16 protein-coding genes are annotated in these 16,739 nt (G+C 52.0%); 11 read left to right on the top strand and 5 right to left on the bottom strand.

The genetic code is table 11. The annotated features are described in order from the left end of the window. Positions 1-32: 32 nt before the first annotated feature. Positions 33-563 carry an inorganic diphosphatase gene (gene ppa, locus BW941_RS09060; protein WP_068435573.1) on the bottom strand — a complete coding sequence of 177 codons (531 nt, stop codon included), beginning with the start codon at positions 561-563 and terminating at the stop codon, positions 33-35. 136 nt (positions 564-699) lie between these two features. Here ppa and BW941_RS09055 point away from each other — a divergent pair, with 136 nt between their 5' ends. The 4 genes from BW941_RS09055 (at position 700) to BW941_RS09040 (ending at position 6,772) form a co-directional block, all read left to right on the top strand. Continuing rightward, entirely contained in the window at positions 700-2,979 is a 2,280-nt protein-coding gene (locus BW941_RS09055) for a TonB-dependent receptor plug domain-containing protein (RefSeq protein WP_076515383.1), read from the top strand. Continuing rightward, positions 2,979-3,794, top strand: coding sequence for a hypothetical protein (locus tag BW941_RS09050; RefSeq protein WP_076515381.1), 816 nt, complete (start codon positions 2,979-2,981; stop codon positions 3,792-3,794). Before BW941_RS09055 ends, BW941_RS09050 begins: the two co-directional genes overlap by 1 nt. Before the next feature lie 183 nt (positions 3,795-3,977). Next, complete coding sequence (locus BW941_RS09045; RefSeq protein ID WP_139325805.1) at positions 3,978-4,856, top strand: hypothetical protein; 879 nt, start codon at positions 3,978-3,980, stop codon at positions 4,854-4,856. Next, the gene (locus BW941_RS09040; protein WP_076515377.1) at positions 4,853-6,772 is read left to right on the top strand and encodes a hybrid sensor histidine kinase/response regulator; all 1,920 of its coding nucleotides are present in this window, start codon (positions 4,853-4,855) and stop codon (positions 6,770-6,772) included. Before BW941_RS09045 ends, BW941_RS09040 begins: the two co-directional genes overlap by 4 nt. 26 nt (positions 6,773-6,798) lie before the next feature. Here BW941_RS09040 and BW941_RS09035 read toward each other — a convergent pair whose 3' ends face one another. Further along, positions 6,799-7,767 carry a class 1 fructose-bisphosphatase gene (locus tag BW941_RS09035; protein WP_076515375.1) on the bottom strand — a complete coding sequence of 323 codons (969 nt, stop codon included), beginning with the start codon at positions 7,765-7,767 and terminating at the stop codon, positions 6,799-6,801. A 131-nt stretch (positions 7,768-7,898) separates the two neighbouring features. Between BW941_RS09035 and mpl the strand changes: the two genes are divergently transcribed. From mpl to BW941_RS09000, 7 genes are all read left to right on the top strand, one after another. After that, complete coding sequence (gene mpl, locus BW941_RS09030; RefSeq protein WP_076515373.1) at positions 7,899-9,266, top strand: UDP-N-acetylmuramate:L-alanyl-gamma-D-glutamyl-meso-diaminopimelate ligase; 1,368 nt, start codon at positions 7,899-7,901, stop codon at positions 9,264-9,266. After that, positions 9,259-9,879, top strand: a complete 621-nt coding sequence (locus tag BW941_RS09025; RefSeq protein WP_076515371.1) for a flavin prenyltransferase UbiX — start codon at positions 9,259-9,261, stop codon at positions 9,877-9,879. Before mpl ends, BW941_RS09025 begins: the two co-directional genes overlap by 8 nt. A gap of 2 nt (positions 9,880-9,881) precedes the next feature. Further along, positions 9,882-10,229, top strand: coding sequence for a PA3694 family proteiin (locus BW941_RS09020; RefSeq protein WP_068438999.1), 348 nt, complete (start codon positions 9,882-9,884; stop codon positions 10,227-10,229). Positions 10,230-10,243: 14 nt separating this feature from the next. Next, on the top strand, positions 10,244-12,706 hold the full coding sequence (locus BW941_RS09015) for a thrombospondin type 3 repeat-containing protein (protein WP_076515369.1): 2,463 nt from the start codon (positions 10,244-10,246) through the stop codon (positions 12,704-12,706). Between the two features lie 106 nt (positions 12,707-12,812). After that, on the top strand, positions 12,813-13,064 hold the full coding sequence (locus tag BW941_RS09010) for a DUF2175 domain-containing protein (protein WP_076515367.1): 252 nt from the start codon (positions 12,813-12,815) through the stop codon (positions 13,062-13,064). A gap of 45 nt (positions 13,065-13,109) precedes the next feature. Beyond that, positions 13,110-13,487, top strand: a complete 378-nt coding sequence (locus BW941_RS09005; protein ID WP_139325804.1) for a hypothetical protein — start codon at positions 13,110-13,112, stop codon at positions 13,485-13,487. Positions 13,488-13,556: 69 nt separating this feature from the next. Next, positions 13,557-14,393 (top strand): sugar nucleotide-binding protein, encoded by an 837-nt coding sequence (locus tag BW941_RS09000; RefSeq protein WP_076515363.1) that lies wholly within the window; start codon positions 13,557-13,559, stop codon positions 14,391-14,393. Positions 14,394-14,410: 17 nt separating this feature from the next. On the opposite strand, the gene BW941_RS08995 is transcribed toward BW941_RS09000, so the two are convergent. The 3 genes from BW941_RS08995 to BW941_RS08985 all read right to left on the bottom strand — a co-directional run bounded on the left by BW941_RS08995 (position 14,411) and on the right by BW941_RS08985 (position 16,730). Further along, positions 14,411-15,007 (bottom strand): hypothetical protein, encoded by a 597-nt coding sequence (locus BW941_RS08995; protein WP_084188794.1) that lies wholly within the window; start codon positions 15,005-15,007, stop codon positions 14,411-14,413. A gap of 242 nt (positions 15,008-15,249) precedes the next feature. After that, entirely contained in the window at positions 15,250-16,266 is a 1,017-nt protein-coding gene (holA, locus tag BW941_RS08990) for a DNA polymerase III subunit delta (protein ID WP_076515359.1), read from the bottom strand. Continuing rightward, positions 16,266-16,730: an LPS-assembly lipoprotein LptE gene (locus BW941_RS08985; RefSeq protein WP_076515358.1), complete on the bottom strand. Its 465-nt coding sequence runs from the start codon at positions 16,728-16,730 to the stop codon at positions 16,266-16,268. The genes holA and BW941_RS08985 overlap by 1 nt, the downstream gene beginning before the upstream one ends. Positions 16,731-16,739 lie beyond the last annotated feature (9 nt).

Here is a 16,739-nt window from a genome sequence, read left to right as displayed (position 1 = left end):
GCTGACAGCTCCCTTTTTTGTTCACGCCAGAATCAGGCGTTTTTATAGGCTTCGGCAGAGTCCAGGATCATCTGACGAGCTTCGTCAGCGTTACCCCAGCCTTTCACTTTCACCCATTTACCTTTCTCGAGGTCTTTGTAGTTCTCGAAGAAGTGACCGATCTGATCGCGCAGCAGCTGCGGAACGTCGTCGATGTCTTTTACATCGTTATACAGCTGGGTCAGCTTCTCGTGTGGAACAGCGACCAGTTTTGCATCTTCACCAGCTTCGTCTTCCATGTTGAGAACGCCAACTGGACGTGCACGGATCACTGAGCCAGGAGCCACTGGGTAAGGAGTTACGACGAGCACATCCAGTGGGTCGCCATCGTCAGCCAGGGTGTCTGAGATGTAACCGTAGTTCGCTGGGTAGAACATCGGCGTCGCCATGAAACGGTCTACCATCAGGCAGTCCATGTCTTTGTCGATTTCGTATTTGATTGGGGCGTGGTTCGCCGGAATTTCAATCACAACGTAAACGTCATTTGGCAGGTCTTTGCCAGCAGTAATCGCGTTATAGCTCATGGTATTTCCTGTAACGTGAGAGTTTTTAACAGATGGCGCGGATTATAGACCTATCTAATGTGTCCTGTCAGTTCCACCAATGGAGAAAGACTCTATAATCGGGACAGTACAGAATGAGAAGAACAGAGAGGGTGCAATGAAGGGCTATTTGGGCTCAATGGTCGCAATTCTGGCCACGGCAATGAATGCAGCAGTTGCAGAAGACTTGTTTCTGCCTGATGCGGGCCTTGACGCGGAATTGTCGGGCTTCACAGTGGTACCGGAAGTGCTGACAGCGACACGGTTGAAGCAGCCCAGGTCGGAGGTGCCGGGCAGCATGACCGTGATCACAGCAGAGAATATCGAACAGTGGGGTGTTCGCACACTTCCCGAGCTTTTCAGGTTTGTCCCGGGCATGTTCGTTAAGCATGGTGACCAGGACTCTATTGCCTATCACGCGTCCAATCCTAATCTGATGCGTCGTATGCAGGTTTTGATCGACGGTCGCTCGGTGTATCGCGCGGGTATCGCCTCTGTGGTCTGGGAAGATATCCCGGTTGCGCTGGAAGACATTCAACGCATTGAAGTGTTCCGTGGACCAAACGCCTCTTCATACGGCGCCAATGCCTTTATGGCAGTCATTAACATCGTGACTTTCCATCCTGCCGATACTCTTGGTACGCGAGCGTTTGCCCGCTCAGGTCACCAGGGAGTACGTGACTACGAGGTCAGTCATTCGGCTGAACTTGGCGAATGGGTGTATCGTGCGACCGTATCCCGCAAGCATGATGATGGCTTCGATGGTAATGAGCGTCTCGGCCAGGAGACTGTTCAGCCAGGGGACAACCTACATGACGGTAGCCGCGATAGCTTTATCAGCCTGAATGCAACGACTCAGTTCTCCGATCAGAGTCGGCTTCTTGTCGAAGCGGCATACAAAGATGGAAAACAGCGTGTCCGTCAGCGTCGTGGGGAAGATGAGATTGCCCCGGTCGACGACAACCAGAGCGGCTTCGTGATGGCTCAGTGGCAGTATGATTTCTCTACAACACACACTTCACAATTGCGAGCCTACTGGCAGAAGGAGAAGCGCCTCACTGAGTTCCGGAAGTGTGCGCCCGCGGTTGTGCTGTCTCCATTATTGGGTCAGTTGTATCGCGAAGACCCTTACTGGGCAAATGTGATCGGGCGCTTTGAGCTGCCCGAAGAATTGTTCTTGCCGATAGCAGGAGGCACTGCGAATCCAGAAGATGTAGAAGCCCTGCTCGAAGAAGAGTTGGACCGCAATTACGATATTTCGCAGTCTGATCTTGATCAGGTACAGACCATATTTGCTCAGGCAGGCTTTGATGCTGTTAATCTGTCGAGTATCACCTGCGGCGAGTACGATCTTGATTTCGACGAGCAGAGAATTGATGTTGAGTTTCAGGATACTGTGCAATGGAATGATATTCTGCGTACCGTTGCTGGGGTTAGCTTCCGCCGAGATCAGGTCACTTCTCAAACCTATTTCGACGGCACTGTCAGTAACGATCTGATGCGTGTGTTTGCGAATGCTGAGATACGTCCACTGGACAAACTGATTTTCAACCTCGGCGGTATGTACGAAGACGAGGATAAAAATAGCGCTGTCTTTTCACCTCGTGTCGCCGCCAACTTTCTTGTTGCTCCTCAGCACAGTCTGCGGCTGGTTTACTCAACGGCCGTACGGTCCCCAGATCTGCTGGAGCAGGAGCCAGATTACAGCCTGCAGATTACGAACCTGACCGAGAACTATCTTGGGTTAAGCGAAGGCACCTTGTACGCGACTCAGACGGGAGCATATGGTGATCTGGACCATGAACGTATTACCAGTTGGGAACTGGGCTATTATGGCCGCTTACCAGTACAAAACCTTGAAATGGATATCAAGGTGTATCGCGATCATCTTTATCAGTTGATTTCGGATCCTATTAACCTGAATACGCCGGACGTAAGTTCAAATTCCACGATGAATCTTCAGGGTGTCGACTGGCAGTTTACGTGGACTCCAGTGAGGGATCATTCCTTCTGGTATTCGGGGGCTTATCTGGATGCCGATGTCCGTGTCGGAGAGTCTCCTAATCTGTCTGACAATGAGGAAAGTAATCTCAAGCGGGTTGAAACTCGTCTCAGTTCTGAGTTCAGCCACAACCTTAGCTGGAGTGCGGCCTTAGGTAGTTGGCGTTTTACCCAATCTTACTTCTGGCACCGCAGCTATAACAACAGTTCTGGCGCGAAGTCTTCTCCGTACCGCCGATATGAAGTTCATTTGAAAAAAGGATGGATCTTTAACAGTTGGGAACTTGAGACGAGTGCCTTCCTGCATCATTTGATTGATGAGAGCCCGATCGCGTACAACACCAACCGCATTGAAGATAAGTATCTCGGATTCCTTCAGGTAGGTGTTAAATTCTGATGCGCATAGCAGGATTTTTCATCCTGCTTTTCGGCGCGGCCCTGGCCCGCGCCGAGGTTCTGCTATTGTCTGAAAACCATTCGCCCGCGCTATTAGCGCTGGCAGAGGGAGTGTCCACTGCGCTCGGAAAGCCCGTACGGCAGGTCCATTCTCAGAGCCAGATAAAGGAGCAGGATCTCGTGATTATCGCGGGAGATGGTATGGTCAGAAACTGGGATGGTAACCAGAAGAGCATTGCCGTGTGGAGCAGGCGTGAGGCTATTGAAGCGAATAGGAGCAATATTGATAGCGCCGTGTTCTCAGAACCTCCTCTACAGCGGCAGTTGGATCTTACACGCCTGCTCTTTCCTGATTCCCGGGTAGCAATTATAGTGTCTGATGAGGTGCCCACATGGGTGGCTGTTGAAATGAATCAACTTCAGGGCGATGACTTTGAGGTATTTACTAACAAGCCGGAAGAGAGTCTGAACCGCACCCTGAAAGCCGCTCTGGCTAAGCACGACGTGCTGTTAGGGACCCTCGACAGAGGGGTATACAACCCATCGACCATCAAGAATATCCTTATCACTGCGTATCGCCAGAATATTCCATTGATTGGGCCTCATCAGGCATACATTCGTGCAGGTGCAATCGCGACGACCTATAGCTCACTTGCTGATACAGTTAAGCGCCTTGTGGAGCTTATTGAAGCTGATGTACTACCTCCACCGGGGTATAACCCTTACTTCTCGGTCACAATGAACGAGCAGGTAGCGCGCTCACTGGATATTCTGTTGCCGTCGGACACTTCAGAACTTACTTCTCAATTGCGATAGTCTGAGCTTTCTTTATCCTGTTCGTTGCGACCCCCGCCTTATTTCTGGTAATCCGATCCGTCCCCGTAATTTTATGCCATTTAGCCGCTGATTCTATTGAGTATTCATTTGTATAGATAACAGCGTTTGATATCAGGAAGCGCTATACTGGACTAAGGACATCATCAAGGCAGAGATACACGCATGGAAGCAGTTGTCAGGACATGTTGGGCGTTATTGCTGTATTGCAGCATGATTGCCGCGCATGCTGATATTGCGATGATTGCGCCTTCCTCAACGGTTCAGGCGCAGAAATTCGCACAGATGTTGGAAGCATCTCTCAAAGATACTTCTGTGTCTGAACAGGTGGACCTTCTGGATCTGAACACAGAGGCTAGCCTGGACAAATACCGCCTGATTATTACTCTCAGTGGCAGTACCTTACGTCAGTTAATTGCTGATAACAGACTCCCCGATAATATTCCTGTTATCGCGTCTTATCTCTCTAAAGCCGAGTATCGTCAATATAGGTCGCATGTTACCAGTGCGATATATTCTGAGGCGCCTCTGCAGCGCCAGCTTGCACTCGCTGAAGCCATATTTGGCGCCAATGAAGTATTTGGCGCTCTGGTTGCCAAAGACGCCAGCGCATTAGTATCAGCAGAAAATCTACGTGTTTATCCCATAGCCGAGTACGACAGTCTCAATCACGCGTTAGTCGAACTCCTGGGATCAAGTAAGGCTCTGGTCGGTGTGTATGATCCGGAGCTCTACAGTGCAGAAAACATCAAGAGTATTCTGATTACCTCCTACCGGCACAACCGCCCATTGATTGGTCCAACACAGGCTTATCTTAAAGCTGGAGCTCTGGCGTCGACCTACAGTACACCCGAAGATGTTGTGAGGCGTCTGTCTGAAGTCGTCACTGAAGGTCTGGGTGCACAGGGAGCCTTTCCGGCTCCTGGCTACAATCCGTATTTCAGTGTTGGCTTTAATCGCCAGGTGGGACGCTCTCTCAACCTTCTGCTTCCTGATCCTGCTGATGTCGCTGAACGTATACGCGCTCAGGAGGTGGACCGATGAGGATAAGCCACTGGTCGATCCGTCGCAGGGCCATTGTGCTTGCGGCTGTGCCGGCATTCCTGACCGTCGTTCTGTTAACAGTAATGCACATGTCGCAGCGCTGGTCTGATGCTGGTGAGAACAGCGAATCCATTGTGCGCCTGATGGTTGAGAGCATCAGTGCATCCGCCGAGTACCCTGTGATATCGGGGAACTACGAGCTACTGGCCCCGCTGATGGATGCTGCGTTGGGGCGCCCCGAGATCGCTGCTGTCAGAGTGTTGGACCCGCTGGGCTTGCCATTAATTGAACGAACTGTCGAAGGCTACACGGACCTGAATTCAGTTAACCTACGGGTATTTCATAGAGAGCTTAATCGTACGGTCATTGATCTTGACCCCGTGGATATGGGCGGTTTGTTGGACGAAGAAACGTCAGAGCGAAGCGTGACATTTGCAGTGATCGAAATAGTGATGACTGACCATTATCTTCACGCCAGAGAAATGGAAATCCTCTACCAGTCGTTAGTCGCCGGGGTGTTGGTGGTGCTACTTGCGGCACTCACTGGTCGCTACATTGCGTTAATGATAGTAAGGCCATTGGAGCGTACCGCTGCTTTTCTGTCATCCCTGTCCAGCGGTGATTACTGGAATCGCATCGAGGAATCAGATGGCGCTGAATTGGGCCGTGTACAAAGCAGCAGTAACCGATTGGCGGAAGCGCTTGAACGGGCTCAGAGTGAGCAACGTGTTTTTACTGCCAGGTTGCTGGAAGAACAGAAAAAAGCGCGTAGCGCGAGTGAATCTAAAAGTCAGTTTCTCGCTATGATGAGTCATGAGCTGAGAACTCCACTCAATGGCGCACTCGGTATGCTCGAGTTGATGAGCCATAAAATGGATCAGAGCGACTTTACGTTGCACAAGGATCAGGCAGAGCAGAGCCTGGTGCAATTGACGCAGCTTCTTGATGACATTATGGTCGTCGCTGATACGGAGCAGAAGTCAGTGTCTGCCGCTCCGGAATACTGTCTGTTGAGTGACTATTTTGAGTCTTTCTTTGATGTTCTCAGATCTCGAGCAATGTCGCAGGGCTTGTCTTTTATCACTGATGTTCAGGGCGAATTGCGCGAGAAGCCAATACTGACGTATCCAGGGCTACTACGGCAGATCCTCAGGCACCTTATCGATAATGCTTTTAAGTTTACTCTTCAGGGCGTTGTCTCAGTGAGCATAGCGACTGAGAAGTCTGGTATTCGCATTACGGTATCTGATACTGGCATTGGTATACCGCCCTCGGAGTACGAATCGATACTTGAGCCTTTTACTCAGCTCGAGTCAGATCTGAACCGACAGTATGAGGGCGCTGGATTAGGCCTGACTATTACGTCTCATGTTGTAAAAGCCTTGGGTGGAGAGTTGCATTTCGGCGAGTCTGAAGGCGGGGGGTGTATTGTGCTGGTCACTTTGCCAGATGTCGTCCTGAGCGGCACTCAGGCGCGTGTGTGTGCGGACGTTGAGCAGAATACCGGCAGGGCTGAAGTCGAGACTGCCAGTTCAGAGGAGAAAGGAAAGCTGCTGATTGTTGAGGATAATGAGGTGAACCTCAAAGTAGCTGAAAAAATGTTAGCGCGGATTCATCCTGATCGTGACGTGATCGCCGTGATGTCTGGGGCCGCCGCGTTAGTCGCCGTCGAAGAACAATCCGTTTCATTGGTGTTGATGGACTGCCAGATGCCGGGAATGGATGGCTTTGAGACGAGTCAGAAGTTGCGTGAGGCAGGGTTTAGTGGGGCTATTATCGCTTGTACCGCGAATACAACCGATCAGGTTGAAGAGCGATGTCTTGCCAGTGGTATGAATGACTATATGGCCAAGCCGATTTCTCTTAAGGGCCTGACTCTGATGACTGAAAGGTGGCTGGAGGGTACAGCCACCTGAATCAGATAACGAAGAGAGGGCGTCCCTTACTTGTGGTAGGAACAGGCTTTCTCAACTTCGTCTGCTGAGCCCATAACGACAGACACACGCTGGTGGATCGCGTCAGGGGCAACTTCCATAATATCTTCAAAGGCGGTACTGGCTTTACCGCCAGCCTGCTCGATCAGCATGCTCATCGGATTGCCTTCGTACATCAGGCGGAGCTTGCCTGGCTTTGAAGGGTCACGATTGTCGAACGGGTACATGAATATACCGCCACGTGTCAGAATTCTGTGTATCTCAGCCACCATAGACGCAATCCAACGCATGTTGTAACGCTTACCCAGAGGGCCTTCTTCGCCTTGCAGGAGGTCTGCGACATAGTTCTGCATCTGTGGTAACCAGAAACGCTGGTTCGACATATTGATGGCGAACTCCTGAGTTTCCGCAGGTACCTGAATATTGTCGCGTTGCAGTACGAACTCACCGATACGAGGGTCCAGGGTGAAGCTGTGGACACCTTCGCCAGTACTGAACACTAATAGGGTCGAAGGGCCGTACAGAACATAGCCTGCAGCTACCTGCTTATTGCCAGCCTGCAGATACGTAGCTTCGTCGCCACCATCAGCCCCCGGGGCTGCTTTCAGTACAGAAAAAATGGTTCCCACAGTGACATTCACATCAATGTTGGATGAACCGTCGAGAGGGTCGAACAGAACCAGATAGTCACCCTCTGGGTTACAGGCAACCGGATCTGGCTCCTCTTCACTGGCGAGACCGCGCACCGCAGGCATCGCTGCGAGACACTCTTTGATGAGGTCGTTAGAGATCACATCCAGCAACTTCTGAGACTCTCCCTGCACGTTTTCCTGTCCGGCGCTGCCAAGTACGCCTGCCAGTGCACCCAGGTGCAGGCGATGTGAAATATCCTTACAGGTAACCGTCAGACCTTCAATAATGTTGGCGACGTCTGAATCCTTACAGTGGTTGTCGAGAAAAGTGCGCAGGCGCTGCATGCTCCGAACCTCATAGTCCTGATTTAAGTAATGGGCGCATACTACCTTAATCTGTGCGGAAATTCAGTGGCTGTTGGGGAGACGGCAGTGGCCGTGTAAACTAACCGCTTTGTAAAATAACTGGTCGACGAATGAAGCTTCACATTCTGGGAATCTGCGGCACCTTCATGGGGTCACTGGCACAGCTGGCAAAAGCATTAGGGCATGATGTCTCAGGATCCGATCACGGTGTCTATCCGCCGATGAGTGATCAGCTGGAGCAGGCGGGCATTGCGTTGACGCAAGGGTTTGATCCAGCGGGGATCCCTGAAGATGTTGATCTTGTTGTTATTGGCAATGCCATGGGACGTTGCAACGCTTCGGTAGAGTATGTGCTGGAGCGGGGTATTCCCTATACCTCAGGCCCTCAATGGTTAGGCGACCACGTGCTTCAGGGCCGCTGGGTGTTAGCGGTTGCAGGGACTCACGGCAAAACCACCACCGCCAGTATGCTGGCGTGGATTCTTGAGTTCGCGGGGATGTCTCCAGGGTATCTTATTGGCGGTGTCCCTGAGAACTTCACATCTTCTGCAACGTTGGGAGATAGTCCTTTCTTTGTTATCGAAGCAGACGAGTACGATACGGCTTTTTTCGATAAGCGGTCAAAGTTCGTGCATTACCGCCCGCGAACCTTTATAGCCAATAACCTTGAGTTTGATCACGCCGATATCTTCCCTGATCTGGCGGCGATTGAACGCCAGTTTCATCATGTCATCCGTACTATTCCTCAAAGCGGGCAGGTCATTCGCCCAGCCGACTGTGAGGCAATTGATCGTGTGATGTCGATGGGCTGCTGGAGTAGTCAGGCGACTTTTTCATCGGCCGGAGCTGACTGGCAATGGACGATGAATGCGCCCGATGGCAGTCAGTTTGAAGTGACTGTCCGTGACGAGGCGTATCCCATCCATTGGAGCTTGTCTGGCGCTCACAACGTCAGTAACGCCGTGGCGGCCATGGCGGCAGCGTTTCATGTGGGCGTCAGCCCGGCTGTTGCGGCGGAGGCACTTGCTGAGTTCCAATCGGTGAAACGGCGCATGGAGCTTGTGAACCCCGAAGGCGCAATTCCTGTATATGATGATTTTGCGCATCATCCAACCGCGATCGCGACCACGCTTCAGGGGGCGAAGGCTCAGCTGACTAACACTGACGGACGTTTGCTTGCGGTTCTGGAGCCACGTTCTAACACCATGAAAGCGGGCGTTCACAAAGGGACACTGGCGGGCTCGGTAAACGATGCTGACGGCACGTATTGGTTTGAACCTGAAAATATCAGCTGGTCATTGTCGGATGTCGTGAGGGCGTGTCGTGCCCCTGCACATTCTTATCAATCGACAGCGGAAATAGTCGATGCGGTCGTCAATGACGCGCGCCCGGGAGACCGTATCCTTGTGATGTCCAACGGAGGCTTTGATAATATGCCCCGACGTTTAGCCAAGGCTCTGGAGGAAAAGTATGGCTGATGCTGGCCGAATCCTTATTGCAGTGACAGGAGCCTCTGGCTCTGCTTATGCGCTGCGACTCGGGCAGGCTTTAATCGCGGCGGGTGTCGGTGCGGACTTCATATTTTCAAAAGCGGCACTGCTTGTATTGGCAACTGAGACTGAGCTGACGCTACCGGCCAAGCCTCAGGCACAGGCGCGGGAATTGCAGAAATACTACGGCTGTGGTGAGGATGATGTCAGGGTATACGGCCGGGAAGACTGGATGGCGCCGTGGGCATCGGGCTCAGGTCAGCCAGGCCCCGTGGTGATCTGTCCTTGCAGTACGGGTACCTTGTCAGCGGTGGCTACCGGGGCAAGCAATAATCTGACTGAGCGTGCGGCAGATGTTGCCCTGAAAGAGCGGCGTAAACTGATTCTTGTGCCTCGCGAAACGCCATTTTCTGAAATACACCTGACGAATATGCTGACCCTGACCCGTATGGGAGCGACGGTCATGCCCGCATGCCCTGGCTTCTACCATGACCCGAAAAGCATCAATGATCTGATCGACTTTATTGTCGCGCGTATACTGAATCAACTCGGCATTGATCACAAGCTGATGCCCTTGTGGGGCGAATCTCCGGAGAAATAAGCATGACTGAAAGTACACCTGAGCAATACAACGAACCGGACAAAGCGAAGTGGAGCTTTATCGGGTTTATTGTTGGTGTCATCGTTACTGTACTGGCCCTCAAACATTACGGTTATATTAAGTTTCCTGAAGAGAAAGACCGGGCTACTGTGGCTGAATTCAAGCTGTTGTCACTGAGCCCCGAGTATTCCGTCAAAGTATCCGAAAAGTCTTCCGGCAAAGAAGCATTCTGTGAGAGTGGCTATCTGTTACTCAGACCACAGAATGATAAAGACGTTGCCGGTATTCTGGTGACTGATAAAAATCGTCCGGTTGAATGCCAGCCTGATCTGGCCAGAACACAGCCTTAGGAATAAAAAGAACTATGTGGCGTACACCACTTGCGCTGGCGATATTAGCGGCGCTGTCACTGCCTGCCCATTCGGCCCTTGATGATCTCGATAATGATGGCATCGCAGATGCTCAGGACCCGGATCGTGATGGTGATGGACTCCCGAACTTTCTCGAGGCGGCTGCCGGTTTTGACCCGGATGTCCCTGACCAGACAGACATCGATGGTGATGGTATTCCTGATTCTATTGATGATGATATGGACAATGATGGAGTGCCGAATCAGAAAGACGCCTTTCCGCAGGACCCGAACGACTGGAAGGATACGGACGCCGATGGTGTAGGCGACAACACGGATCAGGACCTCGACGGTGATGGGGTTGGCAACGAGTACGAGGAAAAGCTTGGCTTTGACCCAACGCGTGCCAGCTCCCGTCCGAAAGACCGCGACAGAGATGGTATACCAGATCTGCTTGACCCTGATATGGATAACGATGGTGTCCCTAACGTCGACGACGCCTTCCCGCTGGATAAAAACGAGTGGTCAGACCTTGACCGCGACGGAACGGGTGACAATACAGACTCCGACCGTGATGGTGATGGCGTAGCCAATAGCTTCGAAGAGGAGGCGGGTACTGATCCGGATGACCGTTTCTCAGCGCCAGCCGATACGGATCGTGACGGCATTCCTGACACCCTTGATGATGACCGTGATGGCGATGGTTTTGCTAACGATGTCGATCTCTACCCGGACAACAGTGCGGCGTGGGCGGATACCGACGGCGATGGTATCCCGGACAACGAAGATCCTGATGCTGATAACGACGGTATTCCGAACGTTTTCGAAATGCATCTTGGCACCGGCGTTCTTGATCCGGATAGCAAGCCGTCGGATGTCGATGGTGATGGCATGCCAGATTACTTCGACTCTGACCTCGATGGTGACGGCGTCGATAACAGTGTCGATGTATTCCCGTCGGATGGCGAAGAGTGGGTAGACACTGACGGTGACGGTATCGGTGATAACCGCGACCCTGACAGGGATAATGATGGCTTCAGCAATGAAGTCGAGCAGACCGCGGGTTCAGACGATTTAGATCCTGAGAGTAAGCCACGTGACCTGGATAAAGACGGCATTGTCGATGTACTGGATGATGACATCGATGGTGACAGCTATCTGAATGAAGATGACGCCTTCCCTGAGGACGGCTCTGAGTGGGCGGATTTTGATGGCGATGGTCTGGGTGACAACTCAGATGAAGACATCGACAACGACGGCATCAATAACGAATTTGAGCTTACCCTGAGCTTTGACCCTTACAATGCTGACAGTGTCCCGAACGACTTTGATGGGGACGGTATTCCGGACGAACTGGATACTGACCTCGACGGTGACACCATTGGCAATGAAATTGACCTCTTTCCGCGTGACCCGTCCGAGTGGTTTGATCTGGATGGTGACGGCATCGGCGATAATCGCGACAGAGACCGCGACGGTGATGGCATCGATAACGTCTACGAGGAACAGGCAGGGACGAATCCTGCAGATGCCAGCTCTGTGCCCCGTGATGCTGATGGCGACGGAATTCCCGACGTTGTTGACCAGGACAGAGATGGTGACGGCTACCTGAATGACGAAGATGCATTCCCTGACAACCCTCTGGAATGGTCTGATCTGGACGGAGACGGTGAAGGTGACAATATCGATCTCGACATCGATGGTGATGGTATCAGCAATGAGTATGAAGTTCGGCTGGGCACAGATCCACGAGACCCTTTAAGTGTCCCTTCAGACATGGACAGGGACGGTATTCCAGATGCCCTGGACAAAGACATTGATGGTGATGAAGTCCCGAACGACAGCGATGTATTCCCACTGAATCGCAAGGAATGGAGCGATACTGACGGGGACGGTGTTGGGGACAACAGTGACCCGGATATTGATGGTGATGGCATCATTAATCGCTATGAGCGCGAACTATCGTATGATCCATACGACAGCACCAGTACACCGCCGGACTCCGATGGTGATGGTATTCCGGATGAGCTGGATGATGACCGAGACAATGACGGATACAGCAATGACGTGGACGCCTTTCCGTCTGATCCGACAGAATGGGCAGATTTTGATGGCGACGGCATCGGGGATAACACGGACGCCGATCTGGACGGCGACGGCTTTAGCAACTCGATTGAAGCGCGGGATGGTACGGACCCTTGGGATAAAGCCGACTATCCGGATTACGATGCCCCGGTGATTGGGAATATAGAATGGCTCGACGAGACGAAGAGCCTATCGGGAATGGCATATGATGATGGCCGTGGTATTGAGTCGGTCTGGCTTGAAAGCGTTATGGGTGACCGTTGTGATGGTTTTGTGTCTTACCCTGGTCACGTTATGGTGCCATGCCAGATCATTGGCAACAGTACTCGCTGGACGCTGGTTGTCGAAGATAAGTTTGGCAACCGTGCTGAGAAGTCGGTGAATTTCGAGTAGTTGCAACTGTGTAAAGGTCGGGGGTTGACCTCACCTCGCATGCGAAACTGGAATCACTGGCTATACTCTCACAAAGAAGGTCAACAACTTCTCCCGAAGGAGAGTTATGTCACTCAATTGTGTGTATTGTAAAAAGCCCGTATTCGGCACCAGTGGTGTTACCGTCCCAGGTAGCGGTCCGGCTCACCAGCATTGTTACCAGGCACAGGCGGCATTAGCGCGTACGTTTCAGGCTCTGGATATCAGCCAGCTTACGGATGATGAGCTGCTGGACCTGCAGGATATGGTGCTTGCCGAAGTCAACGATCGGCGCCGCCGGGACGAGGGTGGCGGTGACAGCGAAATTGAGCTCTTCTGAGGGGCTTTCGGGTGGGGTACACTGGCGACTTTTAAGTCGCCATTTTTGTCTATGATTATTGAAAATTCATCTGATCTGATCCGTGCCTGGAAGCTTCTGACGCTGGTAGACGGTACTCCTGTGGCTGAGGCTGAGCTGGTCAATGGCAATGCTCTTGTCATCAGTCCACAGTCGATCGCTCTATTTCGTCGCCCGGGAGATTGCGTAGATCCCTTGGCTGGAGGCATGATACGCAATGAAGCGCTTGCACAAGGACTAGCGTTACATTCCCCGTTTATTGAAGAGCACAGAGCCGGGTTTGTCGGCCTTACTGGAGGTCTGGCTCTACTTATCGGCCTCAACGACGTTCGCATGTATCCCAACAGAAATGATGCATTACGGAATCAGAATGTGATCTGTGAATTGTCACTGGCCGTCGATTAAATCCCGCGTGCTGTCTAAGGATTGCAGTGGTAACCTTGCTTTTTTGAACTCCATACTCGGAATACGCGCTTGGCTATCAGTAGTTTTCACACCCACGTCATTGGTGCAGACCGCCCAATAGGTCGTTATCTCTGTCGCTTTCTGGCAGAACAGAATCTCATTCATCGCGGCGTGTCTATTGCCAGCACTGAGCGTCCGATGTTGCAGTCCAGTGCCCGACCGGTGTATGTAATTTCGCCAGCGCTGAATGAAACCACCGATTTTGAGTCTGCTAAATTCTGGATTGGCCGGGCCCAGGAAGAGGGTGCTCTGGTGGTGTTGCTCTCCACCTTGCATCGATACCTGGGCAGCAAAGAAGCAGTGAAGGAGCAGTCACCTGCCGACAATACCAGTGAATTGAGTGAGGCTTTTGCTGAGCTGGAAATACTGGTGGCCGAGAATCCTCAGCATATTATTCTTCGAGTTGGGCAGTTGCTAACGCTCGATGGCAGCGACTTTGCCAGTCGTATTCTCAGCGTCATCCGTTCAGAGCCTTCGCTGGCGTTAGATATGCAGCGTGAGTTTGAACCGACCCCCGTCGACGATGTTGCGATCGTGGTGTTGGCGATGCTTCGTCAGATTCATCTCGCAGAGGATCTCTGGGGAACTTATCATTTTTCTGGCGTTGAGCCGGTTTCATCATACACCTTTGCAGAAGCCTTGCTGGCAGAGGCGCGTCAGTTTGAAGATTTGACGGCCGTAGAGCTGACTACTCAGGAGGGGGGGATGACACCGGAGGTGTGGGCACCTGTTGCTGATCACACGTCTCTGTTCCACACGTTTGGGATTAAGAATAAGGCGTGGCGACAAGGGTTAGCGCGCCTGGTTCGGGCCTATTACCACGACCCATCGAAAGAAACCGCCTGAGATTTCAGACTTTTGGTTCAGCTGCCGGTGTTGAAAGTCGCAGACTTCTGGTAGAGATCCATCAGCTTATCTGTGATCAGGCTGCGGATACTTTCACGCTCCAGAGATGACAGCCCAGACAGTTCGCTCAGACGCAGACGATGCAAGTGCAGGCAAGGCAGTTTGTCGTTGAACTCACGTAGGTCACCTTTCATCAATACGGGCAGGAAAGGATCGTCGCTGTTTGTTCGGCGAAGAATCTGACGCATACCTTCCTGGAACGGAATAGGCACCGAACGAACCTTCTTATCCTTGTGAGAAATCACCAGATACAAGCCTTGCTTGCCTATCAGGTTACCCGGAATAACATGCAGGCCTGTGGCACTGACAGCATCAGGGTTCAGGTGGCTGAAGGTATCGTGAAAGGCGTAAGGGTCTGGAAGAATCACCATCTGGCGGTGTGCTTCTTCCGGGAAGAAAATACTGTAATTGGTGTAAAGCTGACGTACGGAAGTTGAGAATACACAGAAGCGGTTTTCGAACTGCTTTACGAAATTCATCGCACGTTTGTGCTGATTGAGTTTCTCAAGATCCCATACGAGATCGCTGTTCTGCTGCTGGGCTACTGTGTTCATTTTAATCTCCATCAGGCACGCGGTTTTGAAACCGCTTATTTTTTTACCGGATTATGAATCCGGTATGACGGCACTGGCTACACTTCCGAAATCTTAATTGCCAAATTCTGTCGATATCATGACGCGTGATTAGTCGTCGTGAGCCATATGGCTGGCAGAGTACAAATTCAGGCTGATTGGATCACTCAGAAGAGTATGGCAGCGGCAATCGGAAAAAAGTGTGACTGAGCTAACGGTTCTTTTCAGGTCAATGTAAAGAGTTTGTCTGCCTGACCTGACAGGATAATGACTATTTGCCCCATTTTGAGCCAAGCGTCGTCGCCGCTGCCCTTGGCGGCCAGGTCTGCCTCTGCCGCAGTGTTCAGTGCTCTGTGGAGATCTTTCATCGACAGACGTTGAAGGGCTGCTTTATAAGGGGCCTGCTGTCTTGGCCAGACGCCCTGAGACCGGAAACCCTCGGAGAGTGCTTGTGCCCCCTGACAAGGCTTTAATGCAATCAGTTGCCTGATCTTCCGGGTCAGTGCGCCCAGCACCATAATCGGCTCGTGCCCCTCAGAACGCAGGTGACCCAGCATACGGTTTGCTTCGCCCAGCTTTCCCATAAGGCAGGCATCTGCCAGCCCGAACGCATCGAAGCGGGAGCTGTCGCCCGCACTCTGCATGATAAGCTCTTCGCTGACGTTAGTTTCGCCCAGCATCCGCAGTTTTTCGATTTCCTGGACTGCGGCCAGTAAGTTGCCCTCTGTCTGGTGAGCAAGTGCAGAAACGGCAGCCTGGTCAGCCTGGAGCCCTGCCATCTGGAAGCGACGTTTCAGCCAGCCAGGGTACTGATTCCGCTCGATGGGCCAGATGGGCAGTACAACACCATGTTTCTCAATCGCTTTATACCAGGCGGTTTTCTGCGTCTTAGCATCGAGTCTTGGGCAGATGATCAGCACAATATTGTCGGGCGACGGATGCTCGGCAAGATCCTTAATCGTCTCCCCTTTGTCGGAAGGCTTACCATTGGGGATGCGTAGTTCCAGCAGGCGACGGCTGGAGAACAGAGACATGGCTGACGCTTCTTCTCTCAGAGTGCGCCATTCGAAACCGGCTTCCGCATGAAACAGTTCGCGCTCATCAATGCCCTGTTGTTTGACGGCTTTGCGTATATCGTCGCAAGCCTCCATGACCAGTAACGGGTCATCGCCTGAAATCAGGTAGCAGGGAGCCAGTTCTTTGGCGAGATGCGGCCCTAACTGATCCTGACGCAATTTCATTACAGACGTTCCAGACGGCGCATCAAGCGACTGAGCAAGTCTGAATCCAGCGCATCGCGCAACTGTCGTTCTTCTTGCTGTGTGGCAACGACGTTGTTGACGTCATTACTAAGAGTGCGCCGGGATTCTGTGACAAATTGATACGTCTCTTCTCCACGGATTACGGTCACATCAAGTAATGCGTTGAACTCGTATTCAGCAATCTGGCCAACGCTATTTACTGTCAGAGTACGCCGCTCTACGGAGTATTCGTTAATTTCAATCTGAGCAGGTGCGTCGAGTGCTCGTTCGGGTACAACAACGTCATTAAACCGAAGGCGCTGCACTAGCTGTTCACGAATGCCCTGAGGGCCACCACTTACGTGAATAATACGGAAGCCTTCCGGTAGTTCCGAAACACCCCTGAGTTGCCAGCCGCAGCTGGCGATCAGAGTGAGTGACAATAAGAAAATCAGGTGGCGCATATTAATTCC

The organism is Thalassolituus maritimus (genome assembly GCF_900156675.1).
Taxonomy (GTDB): Bacteria; Pseudomonadota; Gammaproteobacteria; order Pseudomonadales; family Oceanobacteraceae; genus Thalassolituus; species Thalassolituus maritimus.
The sequence above is the reverse complement of the archived record's forward strand: the minus strand, read 5'-3'. Positions and strand labels throughout refer to the sequence as shown.

Excerpts from the sequence above, each read along its gene's own strand:
- ppa (WP_068435573.1), bottom strand. The coding sequence starts at position 563 with ATGAGCTATAACGCGATTACTGCTGGCAAAGACCTGCCAAATGACGTT.
- BW941_RS09055 (WP_076515383.1), top strand. The coding sequence starts at position 700 with ATGAAGGGCTATTTGGGCTCAATGGTCGCAATTCTGGCCACGGCAATG.
- BW941_RS09050 (WP_076515381.1), top strand. The coding sequence starts at position 2,979 with ATGCGCATAGCAGGATTTTTCATCCTGCTTTTCGGCGCGGCCCTGGCC.
- BW941_RS09045 (WP_139325805.1), top strand. The coding sequence starts at position 3,978 with ATGGAAGCAGTTGTCAGGACATGTTGGGCGTTATTGCTGTATTGCAGC.
- BW941_RS09040 (WP_076515377.1), top strand. The coding sequence starts at position 4,853 with ATGAGGATAAGCCACTGGTCGATCCGTCGCAGGGCCATTGTGCTTGCG.
- BW941_RS09035 (WP_076515375.1), bottom strand. The coding sequence starts at position 7,767 with ATGCAGCGCCTGCGCACTTTTCTCGACAACCACTGTAAGGATTCAGAC.
- mpl (WP_076515373.1), top strand. The coding sequence starts at position 7,899 with ATGAAGCTTCACATTCTGGGAATCTGCGGCACCTTCATGGGGTCACTG.
- BW941_RS09025 (WP_076515371.1), top strand. The coding sequence starts at position 9,259 with ATGGCTGATGCTGGCCGAATCCTTATTGCAGTGACAGGAGCCTCTGGC.
- BW941_RS09020 (WP_068438999.1), top strand. The coding sequence starts at position 9,882 with ATGACTGAAAGTACACCTGAGCAATACAACGAACCGGACAAAGCGAAG.
- BW941_RS09015 (WP_076515369.1), top strand. The coding sequence starts at position 10,244 with ATGTGGCGTACACCACTTGCGCTGGCGATATTAGCGGCGCTGTCACTG.
- BW941_RS09010 (WP_076515367.1), top strand. The coding sequence starts at position 12,813 with ATGTCACTCAATTGTGTGTATTGTAAAAAGCCCGTATTCGGCACCAGT.
- BW941_RS08995 (WP_084188794.1), bottom strand. The coding sequence starts at position 15,007 with ATGAACACAGTAGCCCAGCAGCAGAACAGCGATCTCGTATGGGATCTT.
- holA (WP_076515359.1), bottom strand. The coding sequence starts at position 16,266 with ATGAAATTGCGTCAGGATCAGTTAGGGCCGCATCTCGCCAAAGAACTG.
- BW941_RS08985 (WP_076515358.1), bottom strand. The coding sequence starts at position 16,730 with ATGCGCCACCTGATTTTCTTATTGTCACTCACTCTGATCGCCAGCTGC.